The sequence below is a fragment of the Yersinia antarctica genome (assembly GCF_056636475.1).
Map to the genome: position 1 here is coordinate 3,933,866 of NZ_JBSJQF010000001.1, position 16,451 is coordinate 3,950,316.

The window sequence follows — 16,451 nt, forward strand, 5'->3', positions numbered from 1 at the left end:
TACCTGGAGCCGTGGCAGTGTTAGCGGCTCTCATTCACCCGAATCACTTACTGTTGGTTAGCGGCGCTATGTTAATTGGCTAACATTATTCTCTGCCAATATCCCCTGCCTCTCCCGCCGCACCATCCCTTGCTCAAAGGTTTGCATCCCCCATTGCGCGCCAGCTTGTATCACATTCGGGAGCTGATAGGATTTACCTTCACGAATCAAATGGCTGACGGCAGTGGTTTGTATCAGAATTTCAAAAACGGCAATGCGCCCACCGGCTGTTTTATTACATAACTTTTGTGCGATAACCGCACGTAAGCTCGCTGCCAATTGTGCCTGAATAGTGGCTTTCTCTGCCGCAGGGAAAACATCTACCAGCCGATCAATTGCCTGTGTTGCTGTACGAGTATGTAGCGTAGCCAGCACCAAATGCCCCGTTTCAGCGGCAGTCAGAGCTAAACGAATCGTATCCAGATCACGTAACTCACCCAACAAAATGATATCGGGATCCTGACGCAATGCTCCAGTTAAGGCATGACTAAAAGATTGGGTATGGCTCCCCAGCTCCCGTTGCTGGATCAAACATGAAAGACTGCTATGAACAAACTCAATCGGATCTTCGAGCGTAATGATATGACGAGCCTGATGCTGATTGATGGCACTGATCATCGCGCTTAATGTCGTGGACTTACCACTGCCTGTCGCACCAGTAACCAGAATCAACCCATTATCTTGCTCAACGAGTTGGTGAATAATCGGTGGGACATCCAACTCTTCCAGTGATGGGCATGCCGCAGAGATAATACGAAAAGCTACCGATTGCCCCTGCTGTTGCTGAAAAATATTAGCCCGTAGCCGTTGTCCACTAATTGTCGTATAAGCACAATCCACCTGCCCCATTTCCCGCAATCGGCGATACTGCGCCTCGCTTAATAAGTGCCGACTGAGCTTATTGAGCCAGTTGACACTCACCCGTGGCCAGTGAGTGAAGGTTTTCAGTACGCCATCAATACGTAATACCGGGTGATAACCGGTACAAAGGTGCAGATCCGATGCATTATGATTTACACTAGCCGCCACCTTATTCGCGAAGTCCTGTTCATCAAAGCCATCATCGGTATGTTCGGGGCTTTCTAAGTCAATGCATTTAGCTGTGCCATCGCTAAATACAGGGTTATCCTGGTCTGTGTTTTTATCATCCAGACTGGTGAAATCCATATCAAACTCCTGGGTCCATATGAGCACAATTGAGCAGAATCTACAGGATGTCAGAGCGCGGATCGCAACAGTTGCACACAATTGCGCACGCTCTCCAGAAGAAGTGACATTGCTTGCAGTTAGTAAAACCAAACCTGTGAGCGCTATCGAAGAGGCCATCGTGGCAGGGCAATATGCTTTTGGCGAAAACTATGTGCAGGAAGGGGTAGATAAAATCCACTACTTTGCCAATAGCGCCGATCTTGAATGGCACTTTATTGGCCCGCTGCAATCCAATAAAAGCCGGTTAGTGGCAGAAAATTTTGCCTGGTGTCATACCGTTGATCGGCTGAAGATAGCGCAGCGCCTAAGCACTCAGCGCCCAGCAGCAATGCCCGCACTGAACGTACTGATTCAGGTCAATATCAGTGATGAGCAAAGTAAATCCGGGGTTGCCTTAACAGAGCTACCCGCATTAGCAGCCAGTATTAGTGAGCTGCCTAACCTGAATTTACGCGGATTGATGGCTATTCCGGCACCGGAAAGCGATTACCCGCGACAACTGGCGGTATTTGAGCAAATGCATCAGGCTTTCTTGACTTTAAAAGCCAGCTACCCTCAGATGGATACGCTTTCTATGGGCATGACAGATGATATGGCAGCCGCTATTAGTGCCGGAAGTACATTAGTGCGTATTGGTACCGCCATTTTTGGTACCCGCGCTTGACCCCCAAAGTCAGTAGCGTCAGAGCCGCTAATGTTAATTAACACCTTCGGGCTGCGGCTTTAAGTACCAAGGGCATAGGAGAAATTGATGCAACATCGCAACATAACATTCATTGGCGCTGGCAATATGGCTCGCGCAATTATTGCAGGGTTGGTTGCCGGTGGTTATCCCGCTAAAATGATCAGCGTTTGCGCACCTTCAGCTAAAAATCGTGATGCTCTGGCCGCTGAATTTGGTGTCATCAGTAGTGATGATAATAACACTCAAGCACAAAAGGCTGGGGTGATCGTCTTAGCGGTTAAACCTCAATTAATGGCCGATGTATGTCAGGCATTGCGAGATAATGTCGATTTCACCGGCAAACTAGTGCTTTCCATTGCTGCAGGTGTTCAGGTTGCACGTTTCTATGCGCTATTGGGGGATAAACTCAATTTGGTGCGTATTATGCCTAATACCCCATCTCTGGTGGGTAAAGGGATGAGCGGCCTATATGCACCAGAGCAGGTTTCACAGGACGATCGTAACTTTACCGCCTCGCTGATGAGCTCGGTAGGAAAAGTCTGTTGGGTGAATGATGAAAACGGCATCAACAACGTTATTGCCGCAGCAGGCAGTGCACCGGCCTATTTCTTCCTGTTTATGGAAGCAATGCAACAGGAAGCCGAACGGTTAGGTTTTGATAGTGAAACCGCACGCCTACTGGTGCAACAAGCCGCCTCTGGAGCGACTGCACTCGTGGAAGCTAACCCGCAATTGCCACTTTCGACACTACGTGAACAGGTGACCTCGAAAGGAGGGACGACGGCCGAGGCAATTAGGGTATTTAACGAGCAGCATTTACCAGAAACTGTTGCCAGCGCCATGCAAGCCGCTATCAAACGGGCGAAAGAAATGGAAAAGCTGTTCTAACTACGACAAAATTTACAAAATCCGACACTACCCTTATTGCTTTCTCGTTAAGATAGGGGCTTATAAAGTACGCTGATAGATTCTCTATTTGTGTATATCCAATATTAAGGATAAGGACTAAAGCAACTCATGCTAACGCTGACTTTTTTGGCCAAAACGGTCATTGACCTGTATGTGATGGTACTGCTGTTGCGTATCTGGATGCAGTGGGTTCACAGCGATTTCTACAACCCATTCTCACAATTTGTGGTGAAAATTACCCAGCCGATTATTGGTCCATTGCGTCGGATCATTCCTTCCATGGGGCCAATCGACAGCGCATCACTGCTGCTGGCATACCTGCTGATGACCATTAAGTTCCCACTGTTGCTGCTGATTGGTAGCGGTGCTATCTCACTCAACCCTTATAATCTGCTGTTTGGTGTTATTGCACTGTTTAAAGCTGCCGGTTACCTGATTTTCTGGGTAATGATTATCCGTGCATTGATGAGTTGGGTAAGCCAAGGCCGTAGTCCGATGGACTATCTGCTGTATCAGTTGACTGAGCCTTTAATGGCTCCGATTCGCCGCATCTTGCCTGCCATGGGCGGTATCGATTTTTCGGCGATGATCGTTATTCTTATCCTGTATCTGATCAACTTCTTAGGTATGGATATGTTAGGCGAGCTTTGGGTTATGCTGTGAGTGCAGTAACACCCTTGCTGGACGGGCTGGTTCTGAGGCTATATATTCAGCCCAAAGCCAGCCGTGATCAGATAGTCGGTTTACATGGCGATGAACTGAAAATCGCCATTACCGCCCCACCGGTAGATGGCCAAGCTAATACCCACTTGATCAAGTTTATCGCTAAACAATTTCGGGTAGCGAAAAGCCAGGTAGTTATCGAAAAAGGTGAACAGGGGCGGCACAAACAGATCAAAATTGTTAATCCGCAACAGATCCCGCCAGAAGTTGCGGCACTGCTCGAGTGATAGAGACTTCCGCAAGAATAACTGTCAGCTCTAATAAAATTCAGGATCCCTCCATGCAAAAAATAGTATTAGCCACCGGTAACCCCGGCAAAGTGCGTGAGTTGGCAAATTTGCTGGCCGATTTTGGTTTGGATGTGGTCGCACAAACCGAACTAGGCGTAGAATCCGCCGATGAAACTGGCTTAACTTTTATCGAAAATGCCATATTAAAAGCGCGCCATGCCGCACAAATTACCGGTTTGCCTGCTATCGCCGATGACTCGGGCCTTGCTGTTGATGCGCTAGGTGGCGCACCAGGGATTTACTCCGCACGCTTCGCGGGTACTGATGCCAGTGATCAAGATAACCTCGAAAAACTGCTAGTGGCGTTGAAAGATACCCCTGATGCAAAACGCAGCGCCCAATTCCACTGCGTGCTGGTTTACATGCGCCATGCAGAAGACCCAACACCTTTAGTATTTCACGGCCAATGGCCGGGTGTGATTGCCCATCAACCTGCTGGTGCGGCTGGATTTGGTTATGATCCTATTTTCTACATCCCGGCGTTGGGTAAAACCGCCGCAGAATTAACTCGTGAAGAAAAACACGCAGTATCACACCGTGGTCAGGCGCTGAAACTGATGTTGGATGCGCTGCGTAATGCTTAAGTTACCGCCGCTCAGTCTCTATATTCATATTCCCTGGTGTGTGCAGAAGTGCCCTTACTGTGACTTTAACTCTCATGCACTGAAAGGTGATGTTCCTCATCAGGAATATGTAGAGCACTTATTAGCGGATCTTGATGCCGACGTACCACTGGCCAGTGGTCGTGAAATTAGCACTATTTTTATTGGTGGTGGCACCCCGAGTTTACTCAGTGCCGCAGCGATGCAACAACTGCTTGATGGTGTGCGTGCCAGATTACCCCTTACAGCCGGTGCTGAAATCACCATGGAAGCAAACCCAGGCGCTGTCGAAGCTGACCGCTTCAGCGGCTATCAACGCGCCGGTATTAACCGTATCTCCATCGGCGTACAAAGCTTTAGCGCACAGAAATTAACGCGTCTTGGGCGGATTCATGGGCCAGATGAAGCTAAACGAGCCGCAGAGCTGGCAACCTCACTGAACTTACGTAGCTTTAATCTGGATTTAATGCACGGCTTGCCTGATCAAACACTGGAAGAGGCGCTGGATGATTTGCGCCAAGCTATCGCACTGGATCCGCCACATTTATCTTGGTATCAACTGACGATTGAGCCTAATACTGGTTTCAGTTCACGCCCGCCGGTTTTGCCAGATGACGATGCACTGTGGGATATTTTCCAGCAAGGACATCAATTACTTACTGATGCCGGATATCAGCAGTATGAAACCTCGGCCTATGCCAAACCGGGCTACCAATGCCAACATAACCTCAATTACTGGCGCTTTGGTGATTATCTGGGAATTGGCTGCGGGGCGCACGGTAAAGTCACGTTTAGCGATGGCCGCATCCTACGGACGATAAAGACCAAACATCCCCGTGGCTTCATGCAGGGTAAATATCTGGATAAACAGTATGAAGTGGAAACGGCTGACCGGCCTTTTGAGTTCTTTATGAACCGTTTCCGGTTATTAGAAGCCGCACCACGGGCAGATTTCTACCACTTCACTGGTCTGGCTGAAAGCACTATTCGCCCACAGTTAGACGAGGCATTGGCCAAAGGGTATTTAATCGAAACAGAGGAGTACTGGCAAATTACCGAGAAAGGAAAATTATTCCTTAATTCACTGCTAGAACTGTTTTTGTAAATCTATGCGTAAAAAGCAGGTTCAGGCGAAGCCTACAACCTAAACCTGCTTTAGCTAACCCACAATGGATTGAATATCAAGGGGATTTAGTTCAGCGCCTTAAGTAAATCCTTACGCTGCTGCTCCAGTGTCGTCACCCGCCCACAGACTTCATGGCCAAACTGCTGGAACTCCTGTTCCTGATTATTCCATTCGTTCTGAATAGCCTGTTGTAACCCACCCAGATTGCCCATAATGGCTTGCAACGGATTATTACCACCACTACCACTAGTCGCCTGCTTAACCCCCATCTCGTTCAAGCTATCTTGCAACACACCGCCCATACTTTGCTGCACCAACTGGCGACCATCTTTTTCTACCTGATCGATGGCCTGATGATGGAAGGTTAAACCATCGCTACGTTTCTCAATAATACGGTTCATCTGTTGCTTTAGTTGATCATTCAATGTGGTGAGCCGGTTGCGCACATTACTGCTGCTCCCCAGTTGTTGAACAATCACTTTATCCAAAGAAACTCGTGCTTTTTCAAGATGCTGTTGCGCACCCTGATCTATCCACGGCAAATCTTTGCGCAACGCAGTCTGGTAGCGGAACGCCTGTTGGCGCTGCGCATCGGTCAGCGTCAGTGTTTTACCATTACGGGTAACATCGCCATCAGGCGAAATCTGCAAATTACCGCTGGCTCCCACTATCTGCACAGATTGCGGGCTGATAATCACATCATCCTGCGGTTTTACACTACACTGATATTCAGCTTGCACCTGTCCGGCAGTCAGCATCAATACCGTCAGGGCTGCCGTTCGTAATGCTTTCATTTTATGTAACATAAGACTCCTGAAGCGCTGTTTTAAAAAATGGAGCGGCCAATCCGCTGTGCCAATAGCTCTAAGGCAGCAGTTCCGGCAAGAGAGTTCCCCGCATGGTCCAATTCTGGTGACCACACCGCAATACACAACTCATCCGGCACAATGGCGATAATGCCACCACCTACCCCGGATTTGCCCGGCATACCAACGCGGAAGGCAAATTCACCCGCCCCATCGTACATGCCACTGGTAATCATCAAGGCATTAATTTGCCGCGCCTGTATCGGCGTAATCAGCGGGCTATGCCTACCAATACTGCGCCCCTGATTCGCCAGATAGACAAAACAGCGAGCCAGTTCGACACAGCTCATGCGCAGGGCGCAGTAGTGGAAATAGGTCTGCAGTACCGTCAGCACATCGTTATCAAAATTATCAAAAGACTTCATCAGATATGCGATAGCCGCGTTACGATCTGAATGTTCAAACTCAGAACGAGCCACTCGAGGATCGTAGCTGATGCTATCATCGCTCACGAGCTGGCGCACCACTTCCAACATCCGCTGTTTCGGCGCACTCAAGCGGCTTTGTAACATATCGCATACCACTAGCGCCCCTGGATTAATAAAAGGATTGCGTGGTTTACCTTTCTCTAATTCTAGCTGAACCAGTGAGTTAAAGGGCTGGCCGGAGGGCTCTTTGCCTACCCGCTGCCACACCTCTTGCTCGCCGTAACGGGATAATGCCAGAGTCAGACTTAACACTTTCGAAATCGATTGGATAGAGAAGCGTTCATCAGCATCTCCGGCTTGAAAAATCTCGCCATCCAGAGTACACACAGCAATGCCCAGCTTATCTGCCGAGACCTCCGCTAATGCGGGAATATAATCAGCAACCTTCCCCTGACCAATCAGCGGGCGAACCTGCTGTAAGATATCTGCCAGTAAGGCATTATTTAAGATTGTTGCTACCTCTAAAATTTTTGCCAAAAAAATGCTCCCAATAGAACTTAGTAACAGCTTCCACTAGCCATGCCTGATAAAAACAAAGGCGCCTGCTTAGGCGCCCTTATTAATTATCTGCCGTTAAACCGGAAGATCAATCCCACCAGATATCAAATAACTCACTGGTTTCTACATTTTTCAACTTGCGAGCTTCCAGCCATTTAGTAACCAATGCACGGTGCTCATCAGTGCAATGACCGATCTCTTGCAGGCAAATCAAACCTTCCCACTGCAAGTAGCCACTACCATCAAATGCCAGACCATTGGCTTCAATGACTTCATCGATAAAAGCATCGACAGTTTTATCAATTACATCAACACCAGTCCCTTCAGGGAAGGTCCACTGTACGGAAAAACCCAATTCCTGAAACTCGTCGATATGCATCTTCTTGCGTAAACGACGACTACGATTGTTAGCCATTATTCTTTCCTATTTGATTTTAATGGTATTTTTAAGCGCGTAGAGTAAAATCTTAATTTCAACCTACACTTTAATAACCATCTGATTTTCAGTAGCTTATCAATATCACGAGTTTAGCAGATACTAGCAGCATGCGCCTAGCTTACCCTCACTCACTTGAGGTTGCCACTGTCACCAAGCCTTGATTCCATTGGAATCAATTTTAATCGACCTCTAAGGCTTTATGGCAACACCACCTGTTAATATCTACCCAAGGACCTCACTCACCCCGATTTCTGCGTGCTCATCGCGTTACACACTGCAGTTCAGGATAAATTTGTCACATCCCCAATGGCGGAACACCCTTTTCACATCCACTGGTTGGTTGACGGGGGATTTCGAGCATGAAGGAACCCATATCACTCATAGAGAGCGGCATCTATTCCAAGGGACAGGTCAGTCATATTTGGAGCGATGCATCGCACTCATCAGTTTTGTGATCATAACTACTAATAAATTTTCTTTTTATGCATAATTGAGCGGTTTTAGTTAAGAACTCTCACTAAAATTAAATAGGCAATATTAAATATAGTGTTTTTGTTAAGAATTAAAAGGAGAATATCTCTATTAAAAAGAGACATATATTATTTATCCTTGCCGATAAATGCCTATAATTAATTACGTTTTAAAATAAAAAACAAGACTAATTTACATAAGACTCTCATATCATTATGAGATTATTCCTATCCAAGAAATTAAATTAATCTATTGATATATAAACCTTAATTGTTAGCTCCTCGTCCGCCGTGGGATTATTCCTACAAGAGTAGTCTTTCTCTCCTATATATATGTATAACCCCGTACGTTTACTATAAGCACCAATAATGCAACATCAGATTTAAAGCATTCACCAGTGGCAGTTCACCAACACACTTACTTTTTGGTTAAGTGAAAAATGTTGCTCGTTAATTATAACCCAAAATAAATAGAGAAAATTGAGCGTTTTATGAATCGAGTATTTAAAGTCATTTGGAATAGTGCCTTAGGTCGCTACGATGTTGCATCTGAGTTTTCTAAATCAGGAAAAAAGATTAAGTCATTTTGCTCAGGTGCAGAAACTGTCGATACAACTTTAGGTTTAACGACACCCTCTCGCCTGAACCAGATTGCCATTACCTTGATGTTTACATTAGGGACGAACTCTGCTTTTGCTGCAGATATAAGTGTTCCCGGATTTACACCTGAAGTTCAATTTGAACAGATCTCCACCGCCAATTCCCAAACGAAATGCAACAAAGTGACCCACCGGTCAGGTACGGATAAAATAGCCGTATTGACCCTGTCGGAGACCCTGTTGCATGAAGGGAAAACATTTGACTCAGCATGAGCGCTTTTACATCGAAAAACGAAAAGCTGAAGGCGTTAATCAGTCCTGCATTGCCAGAGAACTGGATGTCTCTCGCTCTACCCTGAGCCGGGAGCTCAGACGTAATACGGACCCCGCCTTCAACGGACTTTACTCCTCCAGACGCGCTGATGCCTTAGCCAGACAACGGCGGGGCGCCACCTCGGCACACAATGCCTGTTTCCCTCTGGGCCAGCAGACACAAGACTTTCTCCGGCAGGCGCTGGCTGTACATACCTCCCCTGAGGTTATCTGTGGTTGTAGTGGCATAGTGAATTTGGCCACCTGACCAGAGGTGTTATTCTTGCCTCAATAACTTTACAGGTGATCCATGACCAAATATTTCACGGCTGAATTCAAACTCGAAGCGGCAAAGCTGGTTGTTGACCAGAAATACTCTCATTCGGAGGCCGCTAAAGCCATGAATGTCAGTCTTTCCGCCCTTAGCCGATGGGTGGGTAAGCTCAGATTGGAACGTCAGGGTAAAACCCCCGTTGGGCTTCCACTGACGCCTGAACAAATAGAACTTCGGGAAATGAAGAAAAGGATTCAACGTCTTGAAATGGAGAACGAAATTCTAAAAAAGGCCACCGCTCTCTTGATGTCGGACTCGTTGAACAGTTCGCGATAGTCGATAAATTGAGAGCGCTTTATTCGGTAAAAGCACTGTGTAAGGCTTTTGATGTTCAGCGTAGCAGCTATCGGTACTGGCATAACAGAGAACGCGTCCCAGATGTCGAGCGCACCATTAAACGCAGCCTGGTTAACGAAGTCTGGCATGCTAGCGGCGGGTCAGCCGGTGCCCGAAATATCGCCATAATGGTGACGAATAAGGGCGTAAAACTGGGGCGTTGGCTTGCCGGAAAATTGATGGCAGAGCTGAACATGACAAGTTGCCAGCGTCCCACACACAAATATAAACGGGGTGGGCAGGAGCATGTTGATATATCGAATCTATTGGAGCGGCAGTTTGCAGTAACCCAACCGAATGAGGTTTGGTGTGGCGATGTGACCTATATCTGGACAGGTAAGCGCTGGGCTTATCTGGCTGTGGTGTTGGATCTGTTTGCCCGCAAGCCCATAGGCTGGGCGATGTCGTTTTCACCTGACTCAGCGCTAACGGGTAAAGCGTTACAGATGGCATGGGAACTCAGGGGACGCCCAGGCGGAGTGATGTTCCACAGCGATCAGGGCAGTCATTACACCAGTAAAAAATACCGTCAGTTGCTGTGGCGTTACCGGATAAAACAGAGCCTAAGCCGGCGTGGGAACTGTTGGGACAACGCGCCAATGGAGCGATTTTTCAGAAGTCTGAAATCCGAATGGGTACCGACGACAGGTTACCAGAGCTTCGGGGAGGGCAGAAATGCAATCACCCGATATATAACGGGTTACTACAGCGAACTTCGCCCGCACTGGTACAACGGAGGCTTAACGCCCAATGAATCCGAACGGCTGTTCTATGAACAGTCTACTACCGTGGCCAATTTTAGTTGACCACTACAGGGAGACTGAAAATCCAGTTTGATATCGCCGTCAGCAAAAATACCCTCTACCGCTATATCCGTTCGGACAGACAGGCTGGCGGTAAGCTTTACCTTCAGCTCCCTCACCGGGGTAAACGCTATCGCTATGATACGGGTGAGCCCGGACGCACGCCCATCCCGGACAGGGTTGGCATTGAGCACAGGCCTGCTGAGGCTGAACTCAAACAGGTTCCCGGGCATGTTGAAATCGATACGATTTTTGGCAAAGACCAGAAGTCATTCCTGCTGACGGTCGTGGACAAAGCCACAAAGCAGGTCATTATCCGTAAACTCCCCAATAAGTGCGCTGAGAGCGTCGTGGAAGCGTTCAGGGACATCGTGGCGAATACTTTCTGTGAGTTTAAAACCCTGACGGCAGATAACGGACCCGAGTTTGCGAAACATAAGGACATCACTCAGGTAACGGGCGCAAAGGTTTACTTTGCCCGGCCTTATCATTCCTGGGAGCGGGGGTTGAATGAGCATACCAACGGTCTGATACGGCGGTTTTATCCGAAAGGAACCGATTTTAATGGCGTCAGCGATGAAGATATTGCGAGACTGGAGCACATCCTCAACACTCGGGGGCGCAAATCTCTGGAATACAGCTCACCGAATGAGGTATTTTTAGAGTATCTACTCGCTGCATAACGCATGATGGTTTGTTGCGTTTCGTTCGGGAATGGGGCCACAGGTTCAGGTAATACCTTGTCGGGGAGCTTTGCGAACATAGCTAAAGGCCAAAACGGTTATATAAGCACGACCTTAGGGGCACTTGATCGGTCTCTGATTACATCTGGTGCGGAATTGATCGATTTCAATCGACTCATTATTGGTGCGCAAACAACAGCTATTGAATATGTTGACCCGATCACCGGCAAAAAAGTGAGTGTCAATGTTTACGATAGCAGTAAAATGCAAAGTGCCCCTGCTTCAGCGATTAATGTTACTACTTCACTTCCAGTCGGTGTTGATGGGCAATATGTCGATCGCCGATTCTTCGTGCTGCAACCTAATAGTGATATGACTGTAAATGTGGGTAGCACCGGCTCTAACTGGACATCAGACACTGCCAACTATTTTAATGCTATCTTAAAAGGTACGCAGAAGAAAACTGACACACAACAAGCAGCAACAACAACGTCAGTGTTCCATGTTGTCTCTGATAATACTTCGGTAAGTGATACGGTTCTTAACTATGATGGGAAAACTATTGTTAGCTTAGGCAATCGTAATAACAATATTTCCGATAGTTCAAGCTATGCGGCTTCATTTGTCATTGACGATTACACAGGCGAATTCACGAGTGTTATCGGTCAGCAAAACGTCACTAATTTTGCAGAATTAAAAGCCTATAATGAAGCGCTTATTCAGGCGATTAAAGATAACAAAGTAACATTGACTGACAAAGAGTATGCAGCTCAGTTGGCACTTGCTTTAAAAAATAATAATACCGCACAAAAAGTTATCTTAGATCCTAAAATCAGTGTTGATGACGCAGTTAATTATTTAGTTAATAAAGACCAGGTTGCCTTTATTCATGGCGAGGGTAAGCACTCTATTGTTAACGTAGGCACTGACGCAAATATTCAGGCATTCTACACTGATGCATCGTTAATCCGTTTAACCAACGGCGCAACATTGAACAATAATGGGACTATCGGCTCTGCTGCAGCTACCATTTCAGGTACCTATATTGTTTTCGCAACAAACAGCACGGTCAATAATAGTGTGACCGGGATTATAGATGCGGGTACCAATGACGAAATCAAAGACTTCGCTGCAACTCAAAAACGTGATGTGACAATCGGTGATCATACTGCGATTTTAGCCAATGGTAGCTCTGTGGTCACCAATGACGGCATTATTAACGTAGCCTCCCGTACCAGCAGTGCGAGCACTGCAGTGGCACTATTAAGTGATACCACCCAATTTACCAACAACGGTACTATTAATATGGCTTCCACAGCTGAGATTGGTGATGCGGCTGGTGGCTATTATAATCGTGGTATCGTTACTCAAGGTACTTCAACGTCTAATAATAATGGCCTGATTTATATTGGTCGTGAAGCACAGCGTCAAATTGGTCAGGTGGCAGATGATCTACTGATTAAAATGCGTTCCTATGCAGTATATCTTTCTGGCAACGGTACATTTAATAATAATGCCAGCGGACATATTATTATTGGAAGCAAGACAAGTAACAGCGTTGGTATCGATGCTCGCGGTGCTAATACTACTGTAAATCAGGCTGGTACTATTACTATCAATGGTGCAAGCAGCGATCCGACTGGTATTAACATTGGTATTTCCTCTACCGAGAAGACCCGTAACGTCAATAATACCGGTAAAATTATCCTCAATGGCACCAACTCAGTCGGTATCAAGGTATTTTCTGATGCCACAAAAGTGAATGATAGTGCTTCTGCCTCAAGCTCTGGTGAGATTGATATCAATGGTGGTGTCGATGCTTCAGGTCGGGCTAATTACGGTATCTGGGCCGAAGGTAATAATGCTGTAGCGAATCTGACAGGTAACGTTAACCTATATGGCGACGGCACCATCGGCGTCCATGCCCGTAATAATGGAACAATCAATGTCAGTGCTAATGGGCAGGTAGAATTTAAAAGTGGTAAAAACCAGATTGGTTACTATGCATTTGGCGCTGGTTCAACCATTAATAATAGCGCCGTGGGTAATGAAAAAGTCTCCACTGAAGGTTCGATATTATATCGTATTGATACCGGAGCCAGTTTCGCGGGGAGCAATGCTTCTACATTAGATGCTGACGGTATCAATTCAACACTTATCCAGGTTACCGGGGAGAACAGTACTTTTAATTCGGGTGCTTTGACAATGAACATCCTGGGCGAGGGCTCTACTGGGGTAAAAGTCGAGGGGGGCGCCAGCGGCACCATCACGGCAGATGCCAGCCTGGAATTGAGCGGTGATGGGGCTACTGCCGGGATCGTCGATGGCAACTACTACGGCCTGGATGGTATTGCCACCGGTGCTACCGGAAAATCTGTCTTAACCAGTTCGGCGGTATTGACCACCGGTAACACCGCGTCTGGTGCCTATGGCTATATCGCCCGTAATGGCGGTGAGCTTATCCACAATGGCTCCATTGATTTTACACAAGCAGGCAGTACTGGCGTGCTGGTAGACGGCGGGATTCTGACCAACCAAAACCTCATCACAGTCAATGGGACTGCGGTCAATATTCAGGGCGCTAACTCTACCGTGAATAACAGCGGTACCGTCAACGCAACCGACGGCACCGCCGCTTATCTGCTGGGTGCGGGGGCGAGCCTGACCTTATCCGGTAACGGTGAAACCAAAGCGGGCGGCACTGCCCATGGCGTACTGCTTGATACCGGTGCCACAGCACTGACCGTGGATGGCGCAACCATCACCATGACGGCGGGCGGTACAGGTAATGCGATTGAAAACAAAGCGGAAATTACCGGCATTCAGTTAAAAGACACCTCGCTGACGGTGGGTAATGGTGCAGGTATTCGTACCGGTGCCTCCCTGGCGGCAACCAACTCTGGCACGATCAATGTCAACGGCAGCGGTACCGGTATTCTGTTTGCCAACACCGGCGACACCATCACCGATAATACGCTGGACATGTCCGACTCGGCCGGTCTGGTGATTAACGTCAATTCAGCCGCGGGCAAAGGGATTGTCACCAACTCCCGTCAGGATCTGAAAACCGGTGCCAGCGTAAACGTCAATGATGCCGCAGGCGGTGCAGCCCTGATTGTCAAAGGCACTACCGGCCGTGTCGAGCAGTCCGGTAACCTGATATCAACATCACTCACCAGCCCGGTGGTGGACATCAATAACGGTTATGTCACCAGCTTCGTCAACAGCGGTACCATTCAAGCCAACAGCGCCACCCAGCAGGCTGTCGTAACCAATACTGGGACGGGTCTGGCCTTTACCAACCAGACGGGCGGCACCATTGTCGGTCAGGTTAATCTGTTAACCGGCAACAACACTGTGACCCTGATGCAAGGCAGTAACGGCACTGACTTCACCACCGGCAGCGGCGATGATGCCTTCATTCTGAAAGGGCTGACATTAGCCGATACCGGCGTGTTTAGCTCACTGAACGGCGGTACCGGCAGCGATACGCTGACGCTGGACAGTTCGCTGTATACCCTGAGTGATGCTGATGCTATCCAGAATATGGAATACATCAACCTGATCAATAACTCGACGCTGACACTGGACAATGTGCTGCTGGCGCTGGGTGACAGTCAGGATGACAATGCCAACACCGGTTTTAATCTGGGTGACGGCAGTCTGCTGCAGGTTAATAACCTGAATGCCGTGAGCTTTAACAGCAAGTTGAACGGCCTCGGCACGATGGCCGTTAATACCGCCGGTAATGCCTTTGATTTTACGGCCAATGCGGCACAGAACGCCTTTAACGGGGTACTGGCATTAGGTCACGCCACCTTTGAACTGGCGGCGGATAACACGGCAGCATTAGTGAATGCCACCCTGAAACTGGGCGCGGACAGTATCACCACCGTCGGTGACGGTGTGCAAACTATCGGTGGGTTGGCCTTTGACGGCGGTACGGTGAAATTTAACACCGGCACTCCGGGTGAGACGGTGGCGAAAAGCACTATCCATACCACCAAAGAGATGAACCTACTGCCCCATTCCCGAACGAAACGCAACAAACCATCATGCGTTATGCAGCGAGTAGATACTCTAAAAATACCTCATTCGGTGAGCTGTATTCCAGAGATTTGCGCCCCCGAGTGTTGAGGATGTGCTCCAGTCTCGCAATATCTTCATCGCTGACGCCATTAAAATCGGTTCCTTTCGGATAAAACCGCCGTATCAGACCGTTGGTATGCTCATTCAACCCCCGCTCCCAGGAATGATAAGGCCGGGCAAAGTAAACCTTTGCGCCCGTTACCTGAGTGATGTCCTTATGTTTCGCAAACTCGGGTCCGTTATCTGCCGTCAGGGTTTTAAACTCGCAGAAAGTATTCGCCACGATGTCCCTGAACGCTTCCACGACGCTCTCAGCGCACTTATTGGGGAGTTTACGGATAATGACCTGCTTTGTGGCTTTGTCCACGACCGTCAGCAGGAATGACTTCTGGTCTTTGCCAAAAATCGTATCGATTTCAACATGCCCGGGAACCTGTTTGAGTTCAGCCTCAGCAGGCCTGTGCTCAATGCCAACCCTGTCCGGGATGGGCGTGCGTCCGGGCTCACCCGTATCATAGCGATAGCGTTTACCCCGGTGAGGGAGCTGAAGGTAAAGCTTACCGCCAGCCTGTCTGTCCGAACGGATATAGCGGTAGAGGGTATTTTTGCTGACGGCGATATCAAACTGGATTTTCAGTCTCCCACAGATAACCTCAGGGGAGGTATGTACAGCCAGCGCCTGCCGGAGAAAGTCTTGTGTCTGCTGGCCCAGAGGGACACAGGCATTGTGTGCCGAGGTGGCGCCCCGCCGTTGTCTGGCTAAGGCATCAGCGCGTCTGGAGGAGTAAAGTCCGTTGAAGGCGGGGTCCGTATTACGTCTGAGCTCCCGGCTCAGGGTAGAGCGAGAGACGCCGAGCTCTCTGGCAATGCAGGACTGATTAACGCCTTCAGCTTTTCGTTTTTCGATGTAAAAGCGCTCATGCTGAGTCAAATGTTTTCCCTTCATGCAACAGGGTCTCCGACAGGGTCAATACGGCTATTTTATCCGTACCTGACCGGTGGGTCACTTTG

The 16,451-nt window shown here is 48.2% G+C and carries 16 protein-coding genes; 11 read left to right on the forward strand and 5 right to left on the reverse strand.

Annotated elements, in window-relative coordinates; genetic code table 11:
- Positions 1 to 66: 66 nt before the first annotated feature.
- Positions 67 to 1,206, reverse strand: a complete 1,140-nt coding sequence (locus tag ACWJJO_RS18290) for a type IV pilus twitching motility protein PilT (protein WP_193784783.1) — start codon at positions 1,204 to 1,206, stop codon at positions 67 to 69.
- A gap of 19 nt (positions 1,207 to 1,225) precedes the next feature.
- On the opposite strand from ACWJJO_RS18290, the gene ACWJJO_RS18295 reads away from it, so the two are divergent.
- The 6 genes from ACWJJO_RS18295 (at position 1,226) to hemW (ending at position 5,562) form a co-directional block, all read left to right on the forward strand.
- A complete protein-coding gene (locus ACWJJO_RS18295; RefSeq protein ID WP_083162687.1) occupies positions 1,226 to 1,912 on the forward strand; it encodes a YggS family pyridoxal phosphate-dependent enzyme in 687 nt (228 codons plus the stop codon).
- An 87-nt stretch (positions 1,913 to 1,999) separates the two neighbouring features.
- A complete protein-coding gene (gene proC / locus ACWJJO_RS18300) occupies positions 2,000 to 2,821 on the forward strand; it encodes a pyrroline-5-carboxylate reductase (protein ID WP_372569597.1) in 822 nt (273 codons plus the stop codon).
- Positions 2,822 to 2,950: 129 nt separating this feature from the next.
- On the forward strand, positions 2,951 to 3,505 hold the full coding sequence (locus ACWJJO_RS18305; RefSeq protein WP_083162683.1) for a YggT family protein: 555 nt from the start codon (positions 2,951 to 2,953) through the stop codon (positions 3,503 to 3,505).
- Complete coding sequence (gene yggU, locus ACWJJO_RS18310; protein WP_083164094.1) at positions 3,502 to 3,792, forward strand: DUF167 family protein YggU; 291 nt, start codon at positions 3,502 to 3,504, stop codon at positions 3,790 to 3,792. Before ACWJJO_RS18305 ends, yggU begins: the two co-directional genes overlap by 4 nt.
- Positions 3,793 to 3,845: 53 nt before the next feature.
- Positions 3,846 to 4,439, forward strand: a complete 594-nt coding sequence (locus ACWJJO_RS18315) for an XTP/dITP diphosphatase (RefSeq protein WP_481091330.1) — start codon at positions 3,846 to 3,848, stop codon at positions 4,437 to 4,439.
- Positions 4,432 to 5,562: a radical SAM family heme chaperone HemW gene (hemW, locus tag ACWJJO_RS18320; RefSeq protein WP_083162679.1), complete on the forward strand. Its 1,131-nt coding sequence runs from the start codon at positions 4,432 to 4,434 to the stop codon at positions 5,560 to 5,562. Before ACWJJO_RS18315 ends, hemW begins: the two co-directional genes overlap by 8 nt.
- A gap of 86 nt (positions 5,563 to 5,648) precedes the next feature.
- Here the strand turns inward: hemW and ACWJJO_RS18325 are convergent, their stop codons facing one another.
- The 3 genes from ACWJJO_RS18325 to ACWJJO_RS18335 all read right to left on the reverse strand — a co-directional run bounded on the left by ACWJJO_RS18325 (position 5,649) and on the right by ACWJJO_RS18335 (position 7,790).
- Positions 5,649 to 6,389 (reverse strand): YggN family protein, encoded by a 741-nt coding sequence (locus ACWJJO_RS18325; protein ID WP_372560623.1) that lies wholly within the window; start codon positions 6,387 to 6,389, stop codon positions 5,649 to 5,651.
- A 20-nt stretch (positions 6,390 to 6,409) separates the two neighbouring features.
- On the reverse strand, positions 6,410 to 7,354 hold the full coding sequence (gene glsB, locus ACWJJO_RS18330) for a glutaminase B (protein ID WP_193784782.1): 945 nt from the start codon (positions 7,352 to 7,354) through the stop codon (positions 6,410 to 6,412).
- Positions 7,355 to 7,463: 109 nt separating this feature from the next.
- Positions 7,464 to 7,790: a YggL family protein gene (locus ACWJJO_RS18335; RefSeq protein ID WP_083162675.1), complete on the reverse strand. Its 327-nt coding sequence runs from the start codon at positions 7,788 to 7,790 to the stop codon at positions 7,464 to 7,466.
- A gap of 985 nt (positions 7,791 to 8,775) precedes the next feature.
- Between ACWJJO_RS18335 and ACWJJO_RS18340 the strand changes: the two genes are divergently transcribed.
- The 5 genes from ACWJJO_RS18340 to ACWJJO_RS18360 all read left to right on the forward strand — a co-directional run bounded on the left by ACWJJO_RS18340 (position 8,776) and on the right by ACWJJO_RS18360 (position 15,488).
- Positions 8,776 to 9,156 (forward strand): ESPR domain-containing protein, encoded by a 381-nt coding sequence (locus ACWJJO_RS18340; protein WP_481091331.1) that lies wholly within the window; start codon positions 8,776 to 8,778, stop codon positions 9,154 to 9,156.
- Positions 9,128 to 9,463 carry a helix-turn-helix domain-containing protein gene (locus tag ACWJJO_RS18345; protein ID WP_481091332.1) on the forward strand — a complete coding sequence of 112 codons (336 nt, stop codon included), beginning with the start codon at positions 9,128 to 9,130 and terminating at the stop codon, positions 9,461 to 9,463. The genes ACWJJO_RS18340 and ACWJJO_RS18345 overlap by 29 nt, the downstream gene beginning before the upstream one ends.
- A 42-nt stretch (positions 9,464 to 9,505) precedes the next feature.
- Positions 9,506 to 10,671 (forward strand): IS3 family transposase gene (locus ACWJJO_RS18350; protein ID WP_481090614.1). Its coding sequence is split into 2 segments (ribosomal slippage): positions 9,506 to 9,761 and positions 9,761 to 10,671, totalling 1,167 coding nucleotides; the frame shifts between segments, so codons are not numbered across the junction.
- Positions 10,668 to 11,351 (forward strand): IS30 family transposase, encoded by a 684-nt coding sequence (locus tag ACWJJO_RS18355; protein ID WP_481091333.1) that lies wholly within the window; start codon positions 10,668 to 10,670, stop codon positions 11,349 to 11,351. Before ACWJJO_RS18350 ends, ACWJJO_RS18355 begins: the two co-directional genes overlap by 4 nt.
- Before the next feature lie 3 nt (positions 11,352 to 11,354).
- Entirely contained in the window at positions 11,355 to 15,488 is a 4,134-nt protein-coding gene (locus ACWJJO_RS18360; RefSeq protein WP_481091334.1) for a beta strand repeat-containing protein, read from the forward strand.
- On the opposite strand, the gene ACWJJO_RS18365 is transcribed toward ACWJJO_RS18360, so the two are convergent.
- Positions 15,412 to 16,386: an IS30 family transposase gene (locus tag ACWJJO_RS18365; protein WP_481090692.1), complete on the reverse strand. Its 975-nt coding sequence runs from the start codon at positions 16,384 to 16,386 to the stop codon at positions 15,412 to 15,414. The genes ACWJJO_RS18360 and ACWJJO_RS18365 overlap by 77 nt on opposite strands.
- Positions 16,387 to 16,451 lie beyond the last annotated feature (65 nt).

Bases quoted from the DNA above. Each gene is read 5' to 3' on its own strand.
- ACWJJO_RS18290 (WP_193784783.1), bottom strand. From the start codon at position 1,206: ATGGATTTCACCAGTCTGGATGATAAAAACACAGACCAGGATAACCCT.
- ACWJJO_RS18295 (WP_083162687.1), top strand. From the start codon at position 1,226: ATGAGCACAATTGAGCAGAATCTACAGGATGTCAGAGCGCGGATCGCA.
- proC (WP_372569597.1), top strand. From the start codon at position 2,000: ATGCAACATCGCAACATAACATTCATTGGCGCTGGCAATATGGCTCGC.
- ACWJJO_RS18305 (WP_083162683.1), top strand. From the start codon at position 2,951: ATGCTAACGCTGACTTTTTTGGCCAAAACGGTCATTGACCTGTATGTG.
- ACWJJO_RS18315 (WP_481091330.1), top strand. From the start codon at position 3,846: ATGCAAAAAATAGTATTAGCCACCGGTAACCCCGGCAAAGTGCGTGAG.
- hemW (WP_083162679.1), top strand. From the start codon at position 4,432: ATGCTTAAGTTACCGCCGCTCAGTCTCTATATTCATATTCCCTGGTGT.
- ACWJJO_RS18325 (WP_372560623.1), bottom strand. From the start codon at position 6,389: ATGTTACATAAAATGAAAGCATTACGAACGGCAGCCCTGACGGTATTG.
- ACWJJO_RS18335 (WP_083162675.1), bottom strand. From the start codon at position 7,790: ATGGCTAACAATCGTAGTCGTCGTTTACGCAAGAAGATGCATATCGAC.
- ACWJJO_RS18340 (WP_481091331.1), top strand. From the start codon at position 8,776: ATGAATCGAGTATTTAAAGTCATTTGGAATAGTGCCTTAGGTCGCTAC.
- ACWJJO_RS18345 (WP_481091332.1), top strand. From the start codon at position 9,128: ATGAAGGGAAAACATTTGACTCAGCATGAGCGCTTTTACATCGAAAAA.
- ACWJJO_RS18360 (WP_481091334.1), top strand. From the start codon at position 11,355: ATGATGGTTTGTTGCGTTTCGTTCGGGAATGGGGCCACAGGTTCAGGT.
- ACWJJO_RS18365 (WP_481090692.1), bottom strand. From the start codon at position 16,386: ATGAAGGGAAAACATTTGACTCAGCATGAGCGCTTTTACATCGAAAAA.